We start from the raw sequence: 17,225 nt of genomic DNA, 5'->3' as shown, positions 1-17,225 counted from the left end.
GCCGCGCAATCTTCAGCCCCTCCGGCGTTTGAGGAGCGGGGGTTCGGGGGCGGAGCCCCTGAAAAGGGACGGGAATGGGTAGGGGCGGCGGGGGCGAAATCCCTCCGGAACGCCCGAACCCCCGGCAGCAAAAGCTGTCCGGGGGCTCGGGCGCATCCGCCGAGGAGGTCAGGTCCCCGCGGGAGTCAACGTGAGCTGCGGCTCGCCATGCTCGTCCGCTTCGCCGAGCACCGCGGTGAAGGACCCCGTGCGCAACACCAGCCCCTCCTCCCCCCACTCGCAGACCAAGTCGAGCGGCTCAGCGGCCGGTTCCCCGTACCGCACGGCGAAGACGTCGAGCCCCTCCGGCGCATCGGACGCGGGCCCGACCTCCAGCGCGGTCGTGGTCCGCACGTGCCGCCACCCGGCGTCAGGGTCCCCGTACCCACGCGGATCGGCCGCCAACGCGAACGCGGCCTGCTGCTGGGTGACTTCGGAGCGGGCGTCGAAGGAGTCCGGACTGCCCTCCTCGGGGTGCGTCAGACGCAGCTCACCGGCGGCAGCGACGAGCGGAAAGTCGCCCACCCGCCGGAACCGGTCGCCGTCCGCGGCGACATACGGCATCCCGGCGAGCAAGTACCGCTCCCCGTCGAGCCGTTCGACGACCACGGTGGTCCACAGCCGCGTCCCGTCCGTGACGTACAGCGACCGAAGCCGCCGCAGGACATGGTCACGTCCGACGACGGGCTTGGTCACGAGCTTGGCCGCGAGCCCGTCGGCGCGCACGTCCGCCACCCGCACCGCCCCCATCGGACGGCACAGCAGGAAGTCGTCCGTCACGGGCCCGAACCCGTGCTGCCGGTTGACGGCGGCGGCCACGAGCGCCGTGCCGCCCACCTCGATCACGGAGGGCGTCATCCGGTCGTCGAACGACACCGTGACCGTGCCGGACCGCAGTTGGTGGCGGGCGGGCGCCGTGCTCGGGGTGCGGTGCCAGCTCGTGGTGTCCTGGATCTGCCAGACGAGCATGTAGGCGAAGTGCCCGTCCACGCCTCCGTCGGCCCCGACCGCGTGCCGGGCCCAGCGCGAGTCACCGGCGTAGCGGCCGATGTCGGCGCCGATGCGATGGCCGAAGTACCGCAGGCCGAGGACGGATTCGAAGGCGGAGTGCTGCTCGCTGTAGCGCGGCCCGCCGATGTCGAAGCCGCTCGCGCAGACCCGCGCGTCGATGTACCGGGCGAGCGTGTCGCCGTCCTCCGCGAAGACCTCCTCGCCGCTGACCCGGTGGGCCTGGGCGAGGAAGGAGAGGGAGATGGGCCCGTAGTTGTTGTCGTAGGCGCCGCCGTGCTCAGGGGGCAGGGGCGCGCCCCGGTCCCGTACACGCCGGGCGCGGATCTCGTCGGCGTACAGCCGCAGGGCGCGCTGCCGGACCGACTCGCCCTGCTCGGCCGGGAGATGGCGAGCGAGCATCAGTCCGCCGACCACGCAGCCGATGGCCTGGTTCGCCGCGTCCTGCGGGTTGAAGAAGGTGGCCTCGGTGAGCCAGCGCCAGTAGCCGCCCGCGACGTCCAGGAGTTCGCGGTACTGCTCCTCGTCGACGAGCCCGTCCGCCGCGTCGAGGACGTTGACGGCCTGGAGCAGCGCCCACACCGTGCTCGGCCAGTCGCCGATGGGGTGGGCGCCCGCCGCCAGTGTGTAACGGGCGTACGGCAGACGGGAGTTGCGTGCCGTCAGGTTCGGGTAACCGGGGTTGTCCTCGGTGTAGACGCGCGAGTTCAGGTGGAAGGCGAGGCTGCGGCGGACCGCCTCGGGCAGCCGTGGGTCCTTGGTGCGGTGCCAGGCGAGCGCGAGCAGGGACGTGATGCCGAGCGAGGTGTCGCCGATGTCGTCGACGGCGGCCGGGTTCTCCAGGTTGCCCTCGGGGGTGAGGCGGGCCAGGGCCGTCTCGGTGACGGCGGCCAGCACGGCGTCGTACGCGGTCGGGTCGTCGGGGAGGTGGTGCAACTGGCCGCGCTGGTGGGGAAGATGCACGGAGTTCAGCCCTTCATGCCCGAGGTCGCCAAGCCTTCTACCAGCCTCTTCTGGAAGATGAGGAAGCAGATGAGCGTGGGCAGGAGGGCAAGCGTCGACATGGCGAACATCGCACCGTAGGAGGAGCCGCTCGTCTGGTCCATGAACAGGGTCAGACCGAGGGGGACGGTGAACTTGTCGTTCTGCTGGAGGTAGACGAGCTGGTGGAGGAAGTCGTCGTACGTCCAGATGAAGGTGAAGATCGTGGTGGTGATCAGGGCCGGCTTCATCAGCGGCAGGATGATCTTCCAGTAGATCTGGAAGGGGTTGGCGCCGTCCATCATGGCCGCGTGGTCGAGCTCGCGCGGGATGGAGCGGATGAACTGGACCATCAGGAAGATGAAGAAGGCGTCCACCGCGAGGAACTTCGGCACGATCAGCGGCAGATAGGTGTTGATCCAGGTCAGGTTGTAGAAGATCGTGTACTGCGGGATCAGCACGGCCTGGGTGGGCAGCATGAGCGTGCCGAGCATCAGGCCGAACCAGATCTTCTTGCCGCGGAACTCGAAGCGCGCGAAGGCGTAGGCGGCCAGCGAGCAGGAGATGACGTTGCCGATCACCGCGCCGATCGTGACGATCAGCGAGTTGGTGATGTAGAGGGAGAAGGAGTTGCCGGAGCCGCTCCAGCCCTCGGAGTAGTTCTCCGGGCGCACCGAGCTCGGGATGAGCCCCGGCTGGGTGAAGATCTGGGTGTCGGGCTTGAACGAGCTGCTCAGCATCCACAGCAGCGGATAGAGCATGACGATCGCCACGCCGATGAGCACGGTGTGGATGAAGATGCGGCGCGATCCGGTGGCCGAACGCAGTTTCTGCAACGGCGACTTCGGGGCGTGGGCCGAGGTGATGGCGGACATGGGCTGAAGGACTCCTCGCTCGGACGTCAGGCGTCAGTCGTCGTAGTGGACCCAGTAGCGGCTGGCGATGAAGTTGACCGCCGTGAAGCCAGCGATGACCAGGAACAGCACCCAGGCGAGAGCCGAGGCGTATCCCATCTGGAGGTCGGTGAAGCCCTTCTTGTACAGGTAGAGGGAGTACAGCATGGTCGAGTTGAGCGGTCCGCCCGAGCCGTTGCTGATGACGAAGGCGGGGGTGAACGTCTTGAACGCGTCGATGATCTGCAGGACCACGTTGAAGAAGACGATCGGGGTCAACAGCGGCAGGGTGATCTTGAAGAACCGGGTGACGGGCGAGGCGCCGTCGATCGCGGCGGCCTCGTACACGTCCTTCGGCAGCTGCTTCAGACCGGCGAGGAAGATGACCATCGGGGTGCCGAACTGCCAGACGGCCAGCAGGATCAGCGTGTAGAGCGCGGTGTCGGGGCTGGAGATCCAGTCCTGGCCCTTGATGCCGAACCAGGCGAGGAAGTCGTTGAACAGGCCGTCGCCGCCGAATACCTGCCGCCACACGATGGCGATGGCGACCGCTCCGCCGAGCAGCGACGGCAGATAGAAGGCGGCCCGGTACAGGCCGATGCCCTTCAGGTCGCGGTTGAGCAGCATCGCCACACCGAGCGCGAGGGCCAGCTTCAGCGGCACCGAGACGACCACGTACAGCAGCGTGGCGTGCACCGAGTCCCAGAAGACCGGGTCGTCGGTGAACATCTTGTTGTAGTTGTCCATCCCGACCCACTGCGCCGGAGTCAGCAGGTCGAAGTTGGTGAAGGACAGATACAGCGAGTCCAGCATCGGGTAGATCGTCAGGCCGAACAGGCCGATGAACCAGGGGGCCAGGAAGGCGTACGGCCACCAGCCCCCGCCCCGCCGTCTGGCGAGGCGGCGGCGCATACGGTCGCGCTCCCGCTGGTCGGACGGGGTCGAGGGAGCAGCCTGCTCCTCCACGACCTCGTCTGTCTTCGCGGTGGTCATACTCATCTCCCTGGCCCTCTCACGGTCTTGCAGTGGTGCGGCACTACTGGGCGGCCGGCGTGCCCGCACCCCTGAGGGGCGCGGGTCTGTGTCGATATGCGGCTCCGCCGCGCGGGCGCGACCAGCCACATACGGCCCGAAGATCCCGACGACACCCCGGCCATGGCGGAGCTACCCGCCCAGAATCCCCGACGCCTGATCGAAGAACTCACCCAGCTGGCCCTTGATCGACTTCTTGCCGAAGGCCACGGCCAGGTTCGACTGGAACAGCAGGTCCCAGATCTGGTCGGCCCCCTGCGGCGGCGGCACCGGCGCGGGCAGCGCGTTGGTCGCCTTCCCGACACGCTGGGAGATGTAGTCGGCGTTCTCCATGTTCAGCTTGTCCGTCGGGGTCAGGCCCGAGGCGATCAGGTTGCGGGCCTTCTCCGTCGGCGGGATGCCGCGCAGCAGCTGCATGTCCTTGATCGCCGTCGCGTCCTGCGCGAAGAACGACATGATCTTGACGGAGTCGGCGACCTTCTTGCTGGCCTTGGTGGCGCTCAGCAGGACACCGCCGTTGACGAAGTTGCCCTCGCGGGCGCCGGAGAAGTCGCCCTGCGGGGTGGGCAGGAAGTCCAGCTGCGCGTCGGTGATGGAGCCGCCCGCGCCGTAGATGCCGGAGTCGAAGCTGAACAGGGCCTTGCCGATGACGACCGCGTTCTTGGTGAGGTCGTTGTGCGCGGCCGAGGTGATGGCCGGCGGCGGGGAGGCGTTGACCTTGCGCATGTCGGCCCAGAACTCCCACCACTCCTGGAGCGTGGCGGGGGTGAAGCCGAGCTTCTTGCCGTCGTCGGAGAAGAACGTCTCGCCCTTCTCCCGGGCGAAGACCTCGAAGCACTGGAGGGTGGAGCCGCCGCCGTCGTCGACGCCGTAGATCTTGCCACCGCTCTTCTTGTAGACGTCCTGGGAGATCTTCTTCAGATCGGCCCAGGTCCACTCGCGGTCGGGCAGCTTCAGGCCGAGCTTCTCCAGGCCGGTGCGGTTGACCGTGAGCTGGTTGACGCCGATGCCGGACGGGACGCCGTACAGCTTGCCGTCGACGGTGCCCGCGGCGAGGAGCGTCTTGGAGAAGCCGGTGAGGTCCAGGGACTTGCCGACGTAGGAGTCGATCGGGGCGAGGACTCCCTTGCGGGCGTACTGCGCGACCAGGGCGGTGTCCATCTGCAACAGGTCCGGGGCGCTGCCGCCGGCGATGTTGGTGTTGAACTTGTCGAAGTACCCGTCGTAGCCGGAGTAGGTCTCCCGGATCTTGATCTTCGAGTTCTTCTTCTGGAAGGCGGCCAGCGCCTTCTTGTAGGCCGCGTGCCGGTCGTCGCTGCCCCACCAAATCATGGTCAGGTCGCTGGTGGTGCTGCCGGCTCCGGTTCCTCCGCTGCAGGCGCTCAGCGCGCTGCCGAGCGCGCCGGCGACGGCGATACCACTCGTGGTCCGAAGCAGAGTTCTGCGCGAGATCTGGTGACCCACCGGGTCCTCCTGGATGTGCGTTACGGATCCCCTGGCCGAACAGAGCGGCTCGGGTCTTTTCCCTGGAGTACGCGTTCCTGCGCTCGGCCTCGCCCGGCCGCTGCGCACTGACGGATGGGGATCCCCGGCCACTGAGAGCCGCAGTCGTACGAGCGCGCCCTCGCACGGCTGCCGTACGTCACGTACAGCGGGACGCCTCATCCAGAGCCGGGTCCCACCGGCTATGGAAAGCGCTTGTCCGGACATTGGCAGACCTACACGTAAGCCGTCAATGCTTCATCCCCGTACCACCGGTCACGGTTTGACGTCCACGGGCCACGGCGAGACGGCTCGCGCCCACCACCGTGCCGCTGTCGCCGACCGTGCTGCTGACCACTTCCGTGGGCCAGCTCAGCCGGCCCAGTTCGGCCCGTACACCGGGCAGGAGCTGCGGAAACGCGCCGGTGCCGCCGCCCAGCACGATCAGCCCCGGGTCCAGCACGGCGGCCACGGCGGCTGCGAGCCGGCCCACCTCGGCCGCGTGCAGAGCGACTACCTTGCAGGCCGTCGCGTGGCCCTCTTCCGCGAGCGCGAAGAGCCGTTCGGCTGTACGGGGACAGGGGCCGTCGGCGCCCTGCCAGGCCTCCGCGGCCCGCCGCAGGAGGGACGGCGAACCTATGCGCTCCTCCAGGGCCTCGTGGCGCGGTTCACGGCCGTCGTCCCAGGGGTACGGCAGCCGGGCCACCTCACCCGCGGCGCCGTTCGCCCCGCGCAGCACCTGGCCGCCGATGACGACGCCGAGGCCGATGCCCACGCCGATCCGCAGATAGCCGAAGGTATCCCGGCCCCGGGCTGCTCCCTCGTGCAGTTCGGCGAGCGCGGCGCAGTTGACGTTGTTCTCCAGGTGCACGGGAACACCCGGCGGCAGAGCGACGGCCACGGCGTCGAAGACCGGGCCCGCTTTCTCGGTCGCGGGGCGCATACCGGCGCCCTCCCGGTCCTGTGCGGTGACATCGCCGACGGCGACGACGATGGCGCGCAGCGGGACTCCGACCGGCAGCGTGTCGAGGACCTTGCGTACGGTGTCGGCGGCCTCCGGCCGGGTGCCGGTGCCCTCGGCCAGCAGCGTGCCGTCCAGGGCACAGCCCCGCACCCGGGTCTGGGCGGGGCCGAGGTCGACGGCCAGCACGGTGCCGGCGGCCGGCCCGAGCCCGTAGACGGCGGCGGAACGGCCGGTGCCGCCGGAGACGGTGCCGGAGTGGGTGGCGAGGTCAGCGGTCTCCAGCTCGGCCACGGCCGAGGAGACGGTCGGCTTGGACAGGCGTGCGCCCGCCGCCAGCTGAGGGCGGGTGGCGGTGCCCGCCTCGGCCAGCACGGCGAACACCGCGCGGGCACTCTCACTCAGGTTCATGGGCTCCCTCAGGTCATGCCGCGGCGATCCGGTCGCAATGGTTGTACGGCACCGGGATTCCGTACCCCTTGACGCACCCTACTTCGTTAGTTAACTTCCTAACGAACTCAAGCGGTACACGCCTGCCGCGCTCATCAGAAGCCCGTCCCGGGGCTTCCCGAGAACTCGTCCGAAGACACGATCGCTCGTGCCAAGACACGGTTCGCCCGCCGTTCGCTCCGCATGCGCGGTACCGCGCAACGACGAAAGAGGCTCCGTGCAGGACTCCACGCCCATCGCCGTCGGCATCGACGTGGGCGGCACGAAGACGCATCTCCGTGCGGAGGCCGGGGGAAACCCCGGCCCCGGGCAGAGTGCGGTCGCCGATCACGTGCGTATGAGCGTCGCCGATCACGTGCGCATGAGCAGGGGATGGCGGCCGCACGACCCCCTGTCCGCCGCCGCGTGGCTGGCCGCGCTGATCGACGAGGCGTTGCCCCAGGGCGCACGCCCGGCCTCCGTGGCCGTCGGCGGGCACGCCTGCGAGACGCCTCGCCAGTGCGAGGAGATCCGCTCCGCACTCCACACTCTTCTCGGTGTCCCCTGCCTCGTCGTGGGAGACGCCGAACTCCTCGTACCCGCCGCCGGTCTGGACAAGGGGGTCGGCCTCGTCGCCGGCACCGGTTCGGTCGCGGTGGGACGACTGCCCGGCGGCGACACCGTCCAGGTCGGCGGCTGGGGCGCGGTGCTCGGCGACGAGGGCGGCTCGGCCGGTCTCGTACGCGAGGCCACGCGGGCCCTCTGGGCGGCTCACGACCGCGGCGATCCGCCGGATGCCCTCGCGGCCCGGCTGATCGCCGCCTTCGGAGTTCCCGAAGTCCCCGCGCTGGGCGCGGCGTTGGAGAGCGCGACCCGTCCGTCCGCCGAGTGGGGGCGGCACGCGCCCAGTGTGTTCGCGGCGGCCGAGGACGGTTCGCCGCTGGCCCGCCGGGTGATCGCCGAGGGTGGCCGCGCGCTGGCGTCGCTCGTCGTACGGCTCGCCGGGCGCGGGGTTCCCGTGGACGACGTGGTGGTGGCGGGCAGCACGGTGCTCGTCCAGCCCGCGCTGTACGAGGCGTTCACCGGCGCGCTCGCCGAGGCGCTGCCGTCGGCGCGGCCCCGGCCGCTGCGCGTACCGCCGGTGGAGGGCGCCATGGCACTGGCCAGGTCGCTGCTGTGAGACGCCCCGGGCCGATCTCTTTCCCGGACCGCTGAGTTGGCAGCTGAGTTGACCACCGGGTTGACCGCCGAGTTGACCGCTCCAGGGTGCATCCACGCGTTCAACTCTCGTTCAGAGGCCCGGGTTCAGCTCACGTGACCAGTTCGAGTCCATCGTTTTCGAGGCCGTCGCTCCGGCGACTTTCGCTGTCGCGTCTGTCGCTTTCGCTTTCGTGACGGTCGAGTTCATTCCTCCCGTTGTGACTTCAGAAGGAGAGGCACTTCCATGCCCGGTGCGCACCCCCGTCCCCCTCGTGGCAGATCCGGTATCGACCGGCGTGTGTTCCTGCGGACCTCCGTGGGCGTCTCGGCCGGACTGGTAGCGGGCCCCGCCGTGGTGGCCTGGCCCGCCGCCACGGCCTCGGCGGCCACGAACGCGTCCGCCGCCTTCGTGGACTCGTACACCACGAACGTCATCGGCAACCTCACGTCGGAGACCAACGCGGCCGTGCACATCCTCGACGGCTTCGCGCGCATCTGGAAGACGGGCGCGGCCTGGAACACCGGCACCCCGCTGATGCCCGAGGTCCTGCGCGCCAACGTGCGGTACAGCGTGCAGGTCACCCGGCGCCGCACGGACGCCGAGGCCCGGACGGCGTTCATCCAGGACCGCCAGCACCAGAGTTACGCGGTGATCGCCGGTCTGGGCCCGCTCGCGGACCTCTACCGGAGCGGGGCGAAGGCCGTCACCGGGATCACCTCGGCGCCGGACGGCATCCCGGCGGGCAAGATCAACGACACGCTCCCGGCCGACGCGCCCGCGGGCTCCGCGCTGGGTGCCGGTTCCCACACCTCGGAGCTGGGCAAGGTCGCCGAACTGGTCGACACCGTGCGCGGCCCGTTCGCGTCGAGCAACCCCTCCAAGCTCGCCTACCAGTACCCGCGTCCGTGGCGCATGAACGAGGACAGCGAGGTCGTCGACACGGGGCGGACCGACGAACTGGGCTACCCCGTCTACGAGTCCGACGTCGTGGTCGTCCCGCAGCTGCTGAGGCAGCGCGGCAGCGACCCGGCCGACGACGGCGGCTTCTCCAGCGGCCACACGAACGCCTTCTACCTGGCGGCGCTGGCGATGGGGTACGCGGTCCCCGAGCGGTTCCAGGAGCTGGTGGCCCGCGCCTCCGAGCTCGCCCACACCCGCATCGTGGCGGGCATGCACAACACCGTGGACGTGGTCGGCGGCCGGGTCCTCGCCACGGCCCTCGCGGCGGCGGCGCTCGCCGACCCGAAGAACGCCGGCCTCAAGGCCGCGGCCCACGCCCAGGCCTCCGCGTACTTCCAGGAGAAGACGGGCACGACCGCGGACACCCTGTACGCGTACGCGCACTCGGCGGGCCGGGACACCGACCCGTACGCGGACCGGTCCGTCAACTGGGCTGCGGTCAAACCCCGGTTGACGTACGTCCTGCCCAAGCGGCACTCGCACGACCGCATGACCGTGCCGAAGGGCGCGGAGGTCCTGCTGGAGACGCGTCTGCCGTACCTCACGGCGGCCCAGCGGCGCGAGGTACTGCGGACGACCGCTCTGCCCGCCGGCTATGTCCTGCTGGACGGCTTCGAGCAGTGGGGCCGGCTGAACCTCTTCGCCGCCGCCGACGGGTACGGGGCCTTCGACACGGATGTGCGCGTCACGCTGGACGGCGCGGCCGGTGGTTTCGGTGCCGCCGACACCTGGCGCAACGACATCGGCGGCCGGGGCGCCCTCGTCAAGCGCGGCACCGGCACACTGACGCTCACCGGCGACAACGAGTACTCCGGTGGCAGCACGGTCGAGGAGGGTGTCCTCGCGACCGGTTCGGCGAATGCGCTCGGCCGTGGTGACGTGCGGGTCAAGGGCGGGGCGCTGCGGGCGACTTCGCCGCTTCGGATCCGGGGGATGTACGCCCAGGCGTCCGGCGCGGTTCTCGATGTGACGCTCGACGGGGATCGGGTGCCGGCGCTGAAGGTGGGTGGCCGTGTGGTGCTCGACCGGGGCAGTCGGCTTGTCGTTCGGCTGGATGGCTCCTACCGGCCGCGGCGGGGTGCGGTTCTTCCGGTGATCGAGAGCCGGGTGTTGCAGGGGCGGTTCGCGAGCGTGACTGTGGACGGGGTCCATGCCGAGCAGGTGTTCACGTCGCGTGGGCTGTCCGTGCGGCTCGACTAGGCACTCCCGTGCGGCTCGAACAGGCACTCCGTTGCGAGCGCGGTGATCCATCCGCTGGAAGCGCGGGCGCTGTTCGTGTCCGGCGCCGGGACGTTGCCCGGCGCCGGTGTGCCTCAGTGGCCCTCCAGGAGCCAGGCTCTGCCGCCGTTCGTCGGAGGTGCGGGTTGGGCGGGGGCGGACAGCCAGTCGGCGACCGTGCGGGCGATCGGCTGGCCCGTGTCGATCTGGATGAATCCGAACTGGCCGGACTGGTTGCACTCCAGGAACCACCACATGCCCTCGGCGTCCTCGGCGAAGTCGAAGGCACCGTAGGCCAGTTGGGCCTCCCGGAGATAGGTCACCACGGCGTTGGCGATGCGCGAGGGCACGTCGGCGGGGCGCCAGGGGGCGTCGGAGGTGGCGAACCGTACGTCCACCTCGTCGGGGCCGGCGTCCGGGTCGACCGCCTTGCGGGCGGCGTGGATCCGGTCGCCGACACAGGTCAGCCTGATGTCGGCCCGCTTGGCCACCCGCCGTTGGAGCAGGGTCGGGCCGTAGGCGACGGCCGCGAAGTCCGCGTCGGGCGCGACCCTGCTGGTCGGGACCGCCCGGGGCGGTTCCTGCGGGTGCGCGCCCGAGACGGGCTTGACCACCAGGTCCGGGAAGCGGGCCGCGAAGTCACGCGCGGCCTGCGGGAACGTGGTGATCAGGGTGGCGGGTACGGGCAGTCGGCTGAGCTGGGCGAGGTGGAGCTGCCAGGGCTTGTGCCGGGCCCGCCGGGCCGCGTCGGGGTGGTTCATCCAGCGCGCGTCGGTGGAGCGCAGCATGCCGTAGAGCGCCTGGGCGGACTCCTCGGTCAGCCAGTCGGAGGGCTCGGCGACCCGGCTCGCGGGCACGCCGGGCCTGCGGACCCAGACGGACCGCAACCCGTTCATGCTCACCAGCCGGCCCCCGACGGACAGATGTCCGCGGAAGACGCCGTGCACGTACTCCCCCGACAGGGCCACGGGGCCCGGCAGGTCCGCGGGGTCCAGGCGGACGACCGGCACGCCGGTCCCGTCGAGTTCGGCCACCACCATGTCCGCGGTCACATCCTGTTCGCACGTCAGGATCAGAACCGTCATCGTTGGGGTCCGGCTTCAGTCGTCGAAGTGGGTCTTCGAGCCTGCCGTGGAGGTGGTGGCCCCCAACTCCCGCAACACGGCGTAGTCATGAGCGGCGAGCCGCCCGTCCGGGAGCACGTTCAACTGCAGTCTGGAGTCATAGGCATACGGAACGCTGACCTCCAACTGCTGGGCCGGACGGGCGTAGTTGAGCGCGAACGGTCGCATCGGTTCTCCTTGCTCGGTGCGAACCCGGTGAAGCGGATCGTGACGCTCCGGCGTCACGTCGCCTGACAGGTTTGCAGGGCTTCCACGGAGATATACGAATCGAACAGGCGAATGGTTGCCTCACGCAGCGTAGTCATCGGACCAGTACGGTCCGTGACGTGATCCGACCGGGCCGATCCTGCGTGCATGGGGCAGCCATTCGACTCTTAGGACGCACGCCCCGGGGTTACGGATCCGGGGTCGAGCCGCAGTTCAGCGCACTGGCGCACACCTTCACCCTTCGAACGCCTCGCGCGCCCGTGAGGTGCCCCGGGTCCGGCGGCGCCTGGGCGCGCCGGACCACAGGTCGTCTTACATGTCCGGCCGTGGCCATTAATTTCATTCGGAGGACACCCCCCTCACGGCTACTCTCGTAGCGCTTTCCGATCTCCCCGCCCCATCGTCGACCTCTTGCCACAGTCCCCTTCCAACCCGTTTCCGCCCTTTCCGACTGTCAACCGGAGGCAGACCATGGATCAGTTGCAGCAAGAAGTGGATCCGGTAGAGGTCGGTCTCGATCCGGTGGCGCTGGACCGTCTCGACCGGTTCTACGCCCGTCGCGTGGACGACGGCCTGCTGCCCGGGTACCTCATTTCGGTGGCTCGTCACGGCCGTGTAGCGCATCTCACGTCGTACGGTCTGCGCGACCGGGAGGCCAACGTCCCGGTCACGGCGGACACCGTGTGGCGGCTCTACTCGATGACCAAGCCGGTGGCGTCCGTCGCCGCGCTGATGCTCCACGAGGAGGGCCTGCTCGACCTGGACGACCCCGTCTCCCGCCACCTGCCGGCCTTCGCCGACCCTCAGGTCTACGAGAGCGGCACGGGCGACGACATCAGGACCCGCCCGGCCGAGGGCCCCGTCCTGGTCCGGCACCTCCTGACCCACACCGCGGGCCTGACCATCGGCGCCTACCGCACCCACCCCGTGGACTCCCTCTACCTGGCGGCCGGAGTCGAGGTCTCAGCCCCGAAGGACGCGGACCTCGCCGAGGCCTGCGAGGTGTACGCGGGCCTGCCGCTGCAGTTCGAGCCGGGGACCGAGTGGAACTACTCGATCGCGACCAATGTGGTCGGGCGGCTCATCGAGGTGGTGACGGGCCGGCCGCTCGACGAGTTCCTCGCCGAACGGGTCTTCACGCCCCTCGGGATGACGGACACCGGCTTCTGGGTCTCCGACGAGCAGGCGAACCGGCTGGCCGTCCTCTACCAGGAGAACGAGGACGGCGGGTTCGCGCCGATCCCGGGCCCGCCGGTGCACGAGCGCCCGCGCCTGCTCTCCTGCGTCGGCGGACTGGTGGGAACGGCCCGCGACTACCACCGCTTCATGGAGTTCCTCCGCCGGCGCGGCGAACTCGACGGCGTCCGGCTGCTGTCCCCCGAGACCGTGGACACCATGACCGCCAGCCACCTCCCCACCGACCTCCACGCCTTCGGCAGCAAGCCCATCCACGGCCAGCCGGGCAACGCGGGCCTCGGCTTCGGCCTCGGCGTCTCGGTCGTGGTGGACGCGGACCGCACGGAGTCCCCGGAGAGCGAGGGCTCCTACGGCTGGAGCGGGGCGGGCGGTACGACCTTCTGGGTCGACCCGCGCAACGATCTGACCGTCCAGCTCATGACCCAGCTGCGGCCTGCGGGGATGCTGTCCTTCCATGACCTGAAGGGGTTCGTGAGCGAGGCGCTCGGCGGCTGAGGAGGGCCCGGCGGGTCATTGACTATCGTTGCCCGACCACACGGCCCAGGGGCCTGGGACTTCGGGAGGGCGCCAGATGGACGCGGGGCAGGACGGCTGGATACGGGTGCCGGTCGGGGACGACGCGGCTCGCTGGGCGACCCGGGCCGACAGCCGTCCCGTGCTGCTCGTCGTACACAACGTCACCGCGGCGACGCGCATCCTGGACGTCCTGCCGCTGTTCCACGACGACCTCCGGGTACAGCTCCTCGCGACGACTCCCGGATCCTCCGCGTTCCGCGCGGGCCTCGCGGAGCTGTTCGCGAAGGTCGATGTGCCGGTGGTGCCGTGGGAACAGGCGGTCCGCCTGCCGGTGCAGCTGGCGATCTCGGCAAGCTTCGGCGGCCAACTGGCCGCACTTTCATGCCAATTGACCATATTGTCCCATGGGGTTGGCTACACTAAGAAGCTCGCGACACCGGGAGCCGGGAGCCGGGAGCCGCCAGTGCGCCCGTGTTCGGGCTGTCCCGGGAGTGGTTGCTCGGCGAGGACGGGGCGCCTTTCGTGGATGCGCTGGTGCTGTCCCACCCCGAGCAGTTGGAGCGGCTGCGGGCGGCCTGTCCCGAGGCGGTGCCCACGGCGGTGCTCGCCGGAGACCCCTGCTTCGACCGCGTCCTGGCGGCGCGCGGGCATCGCGAGCGCTACCGTCGGACCCTCGGCACACACCCCGGCCAGCGACTGGTGCTCCTCAACTCCACCTGGCACACGGAGTCGTTGTTCGGCGACGGCGGTGACGACCTCCTGCCCGCGCTCCTCCCCCGGCTGACCTCGGAACTCCCCGCCGACGAGTACCGCGTCGCGGCCGTCCTCCACCCCAACCTCTGGTACGGGCACGGCCCCGGCCAGATCCGAATCTGGCTGGACCGCGCACGCCGGGCCGGCCTCACCCTGGTCGCCCCCCTCGACGGCTGGCGGCAGGCGCTGCTCGCCGCCGACGTGGTGATCGGCGACCACGGCTCGGTCACCTACTACGCCGCCGCGCTCGGCACGCCCGTGCTCCTGGGCGCGGCGCCCCTGGCCGCACTCGACCCCGACGCGCCGATCTCGGACTTCGTGCGGGATGCGCCCCGGCTCGACCCCACGGCTCCCCTGCGCCCGCAACTGGACACGCTGCTGTCCGAGCACCAACCCCGCCCGGGCCCGGCGGAGTTCACCACCTCGCACCCCGGCGAGTCGGCGGCCCGGCTGCGCCGCCTCTTCTACGGACAGCTGGGCCTGCCCGAGCCGGACGAGCCCGCCCTCCTCGAACCACTCCCCCTGCCGCCGTACGAACCTCCGTCCCGTACCGCCCCGTTGAGGGTGCTGACCTGGCTGCGGGGTTCGGGCGAGGTCGCGGTGGAGCGGTACGCCGACCCGCGCTCCGAACCGCCCGGCGACGGCGAGGTCCACCTGGCCGTGCACGAGGACACCCGGGACCCGGCCCAACTCACCATCGCCGACGTGGTGTTCCGCGAGGGCTCGGCCGCCGATCCCCGCTTCGGCTCCCCGGACCGGTGGACGGCCGAGACCCTCCTTCGTTACCCGCACAGCGCTCTGGTGGCGTACCTGACTTCCCCCGACGCCTGCACGGTACGCACCCGTGACGGTCAACTCCTGCGCCTCACCGCCGACTCGGCTGAGTCGGCGGAGCCAACCGCCGACCCCGCCGTGTACGCCTCCGCTCTGCACGCCTGGCTCGCGGCGGGCAAGTCGGTGGAGGAGCTGATACCGGAGGGCCTGACCGTCCGGACCGGCGCGGCCGTTCACTCCGTACAGGTCACGTCCGTACGGGTCACTTCTGCATGAGTCACTCCGGCCTGACGGCGACGCACCGCTCCCGCAACACCCGCAGATACGCGAGGTGATACTCGGCCTTCTCCGGGGTGAGCGCGGCGATCGCCTCGTCGACGAGGGGCAGCGCCTGTGCGAACTCCTCGCCGTCCAGGCGGGTTTCGGCGAGGTCGGTGAGGGTGCGCGCCCTGTTGTAGGCCTCGCCGCTCTCCCGGAAGAACGCCAGCGCCCGTTCCAGCCTTTCCCGCGCCTCGGCCCGCCGCTGGAGCCCGCGCAGCGCCCGCCCCCGATGCCGCTCCAACAGGGCCAGGGCACGCGGCAGATCACCGGCACCCTCGTCCTCGGGGCCGATCTCTCCGTAGATCCCGTACGACTCCTCGAAGCAGTCGTACGCCTCCTGGAACCGCCACTGCCTCAGCCGCAGCAGTCCCAGGAACTCGACGGCGGAGGCGTGCCCGCGCGGATGCCCGGCGGCCCGCTCGTCCCGTGCGGCGGCGACGGCCTCGCGCTCCGCCTCGTCCCAGAAACGCAACTCGGTGAGGGTGTGGGCGAGTTGGGCATGCAGCGCCCCTGCCTCGCGCGTACCGGGGAACCGCTCGTCGGCCGCCCGTACGGCGATGCGCAGCGCGGGCAGCAGGACGTCGTGGTGTCCCGCCTTGAGCTGGAGCGGCCAGAGTGCCCGGCCGAGCCGTACGACGGTGTCCGCGTCCCCGAACTCGTCGGCGAGGCCCAGCACGCGCACCAGATTGCCCGCCTCGGCGGCCAGCGAGTCGAGTGCCGCACCCCGGTCGGCGTACGGCACGGCAGCCGCCCCGGCGGGCAGCTCCGGAATCCGCCAGCTCTCCGGCAGCACCGCCCGCGCCGCGCTCACGGCCGACAGCAGGTAGCCCTCAATGGTCCGGTTCATCGCCGCCGAGCAGGCGACGATCCCGTCCTCGCGCGCCGCGGCGGCCTCGGCGTGGGCACGTACGCCCTCCCGGTAGCGGTAGCGTCCGTCGCCCACCCGTTCCAGCAGCATCGCTTCGGCGAGTTCCGCCCACCACCCGTCCGCCTCGGCCTGTTGGAGACCGGCGGCCCGTGCGGCTCCCGTCGCGTCGAGCGCGGGCAGATCGCACAGCGCGGCCAGCCGGTAGAGCCGCGCCGCGCCGGGCGCCAGCAGCCGGTACGAGTCCTCGGCGGCGGCGCGTACGGGATCGGTCTCGGGGGACACGGCAGGGGCCTCCGGCGCGGGTGCGGAGAGACGGGGCACCGCGGCCTTGATGGCGTACGGCGAACCGGCGCACCGGGCCAGCAGGGAGGGCACCGTGGCGCGGGCGGCTGCGAGGGCGGGCTTGTCCACGAGGGCGGCCAGCAGCCGCTCCGAGTCCCGCTCGGTGAGCGGTCCCACCGGGATCGACAGGGCGTCGAGACCGGTCAGACAATGCCGGGCACCGACGATCGTGAAGACCTCGGGCGCCGAGCCGATCACCGGCTCGACCTGGGCGGCGGACCGCGCGTGGTCGAGGATGACCAGCAGTCGCCGGTCGGCCGCGTACCGGCGGAAGAGCTCCTGTCGCTCGGTGAAGGCGGGCGGCAACTCCTCGTCCGGCAGGCCCAGTTGCCGCAGGACCTCGGCGATCACCCGTGCCGCGTCGAGGGGCGTGCCCGTGCCGCCGCCGCGCAGGTCCACGTGGATCTGGCCGTCCGGGAACCGGTCGGCCGCCCGTACGCCCCAGTGGGTGGCGAGTGTGGTGACGCCCATGCCCTCCGGTCCGTACAGCAGGGCGAGCCGGGGCCGGCCGTCGGCCTTGCGCCGGGCCTCCTCGTCGAGCCGCTTCAGCGCGTCCCGCCGGTCGGTGAAGGACCGTATGGACGGGGGCAGCGTGGGCCGCCCGACCGTGCCGCCGGGCGGTCGCACTCCGACCGCGAACTCGGCCCAGGCGCGGGCGAGTCGGGGATCGCCGAGCACTCCCTCGTGCACGACCCGTGCCACGGCCTCGACCTCGGCCGAGTTCGCGGGCGCGGCCACCTCACGCCCGGCGATCCTCCGCACGAGCCCGCCGGCCGACTCCCAGGCCCACTTCCCGGCCTCGTTGGCCATCCCGGAGCCGACGGCCCCGAGCACACCCGCCACGGCGGCCACCGACATGGGCTCCAGCATCCCGCACCCCCCGTTCCCGACGCCCTGAAGGATCAACCGTAGCGGCAGG

Annotated in this window: 12 protein-coding genes; 4 read left to right on the top strand and 8 right to left on the bottom strand. The window is 71.0% G+C overall.

Going from position 1 to position 17,225, the window contains the following annotated elements; genetic code table 11:
- Positions 1–168: 168 nt before the first annotated feature.
- The 5 genes from AOK17_RS19055 to AOK17_RS19035 form a co-directional block, all read right to left on the bottom strand.
- Complete coding sequence (locus tag AOK17_RS19055) at positions 169–2,010, bottom strand: hypothetical protein (protein WP_055613698.1); 1,842 nt, start codon at positions 2,008–2,010, stop codon at positions 169–171.
- A 5-nt stretch (positions 2,011–2,015) separates the two neighbouring features.
- A complete protein-coding gene (locus AOK17_RS19050) occupies positions 2,016–2,903 on the bottom strand; it encodes a carbohydrate ABC transporter permease (RefSeq protein ID WP_055613697.1) in 888 nt (295 codons plus the stop codon).
- 33 nt (positions 2,904–2,936) lie between these two features.
- On the bottom strand, positions 2,937–3,914 hold the full coding sequence (locus AOK17_RS19045) for a carbohydrate ABC transporter permease (protein ID WP_055613696.1): 978 nt from the start codon (positions 3,912–3,914) through the stop codon (positions 2,937–2,939).
- A gap of 171 nt (positions 3,915–4,085) precedes the next feature.
- Positions 4,086–5,417 carry an ABC transporter substrate-binding protein gene (locus tag AOK17_RS19040; RefSeq protein WP_055613695.1) on the bottom strand — a complete coding sequence of 444 codons (1,332 nt, stop codon included), beginning with the start codon at positions 5,415–5,417 and terminating at the stop codon, positions 4,086–4,088.
- Positions 5,418–5,685: 268 nt separating this feature from the next.
- A complete protein-coding gene (locus AOK17_RS19035) occupies positions 5,686–6,807 on the bottom strand; it encodes an ROK family protein (RefSeq protein WP_055613694.1) in 1,122 nt (373 codons plus the stop codon).
- A 256-nt stretch (positions 6,808–7,063) separates the two neighbouring features.
- Here AOK17_RS19035 and AOK17_RS19030 point away from each other — a divergent pair, with 256 nt between their 5' ends.
- Both AOK17_RS19030 and AOK17_RS19025 read left to right on the top strand, forming a co-directional pair.
- Positions 7,064–8,005, top strand: a complete 942-nt coding sequence (locus AOK17_RS19030; protein WP_055613693.1) for an N-acetylglucosamine kinase — start codon at positions 7,064–7,066, stop codon at positions 8,003–8,005.
- A 264-nt stretch (positions 8,006–8,269) separates the two neighbouring features.
- Complete coding sequence (locus AOK17_RS19025; protein WP_055613692.1) at positions 8,270–10,186, top strand: phosphatase PAP2 family protein; 1,917 nt, start codon at positions 8,270–8,272, stop codon at positions 10,184–10,186.
- 113 nt (positions 10,187–10,299) lie between these two features.
- Here AOK17_RS19025 and tgmB read toward each other — a convergent pair whose 3' ends face one another.
- The gene (tgmB, locus tag AOK17_RS19020) at positions 10,300–11,289 is read right to left on the bottom strand and encodes an ATP-grasp ribosomal peptide maturase (RefSeq protein WP_055613691.1); all 990 of its coding nucleotides are present in this window, start codon (positions 11,287–11,289) and stop codon (positions 10,300–10,302) included.
- Between the two features lie 15 nt (positions 11,290–11,304).
- Positions 11,305–11,496: a putative ATP-grasp-modified RiPP gene (gene tgmA, locus AOK17_RS19015; RefSeq protein WP_033325990.1), complete on the bottom strand. Its 192-nt coding sequence runs from the start codon at positions 11,494–11,496 to the stop codon at positions 11,305–11,307.
- Between the two features lie 510 nt (positions 11,497–12,006).
- On the opposite strand from tgmA, the gene AOK17_RS19010 reads away from it, so the two are divergent.
- Both AOK17_RS19010 and AOK17_RS19005 read left to right on the top strand, forming a co-directional pair.
- Positions 12,007–13,227, top strand: a complete 1,221-nt coding sequence (locus tag AOK17_RS19010; RefSeq protein WP_055613690.1) for a serine hydrolase domain-containing protein — start codon at positions 12,007–12,009, stop codon at positions 13,225–13,227.
- A 492-nt stretch (positions 13,228–13,719) separates the two neighbouring features.
- Entirely contained in the window at positions 13,720–15,051 is a 1,332-nt protein-coding gene (locus tag AOK17_RS19005) for a hypothetical protein (RefSeq protein ID WP_107102443.1), read from the top strand.
- Between the two features lies 1 nt (position 15,052).
- On the opposite strand, the gene AOK17_RS19000 is transcribed toward AOK17_RS19005, so the two are convergent.
- Positions 15,053–17,176, bottom strand: coding sequence for a tetratricopeptide repeat protein (locus tag AOK17_RS19000; RefSeq protein ID WP_055613689.1), 2,124 nt, complete (start codon positions 17,174–17,176; stop codon positions 15,053–15,055).
- Between the last annotated feature and the right edge of the window lie 49 nt (positions 17,177–17,225).

The sequence above is a fragment of the Streptomyces phaeochromogenes genome (assembly GCF_001418655.1).
GTDB lineage: Bacteria > Actinomycetota > Actinomycetes > Streptomycetales > Streptomycetaceae > Streptomyces > Streptomyces phaeochromogenes.
Note: the sequence above shows the minus strand (reverse complement) of the source record. Positions and strands in the feature narration are given on the sequence as shown.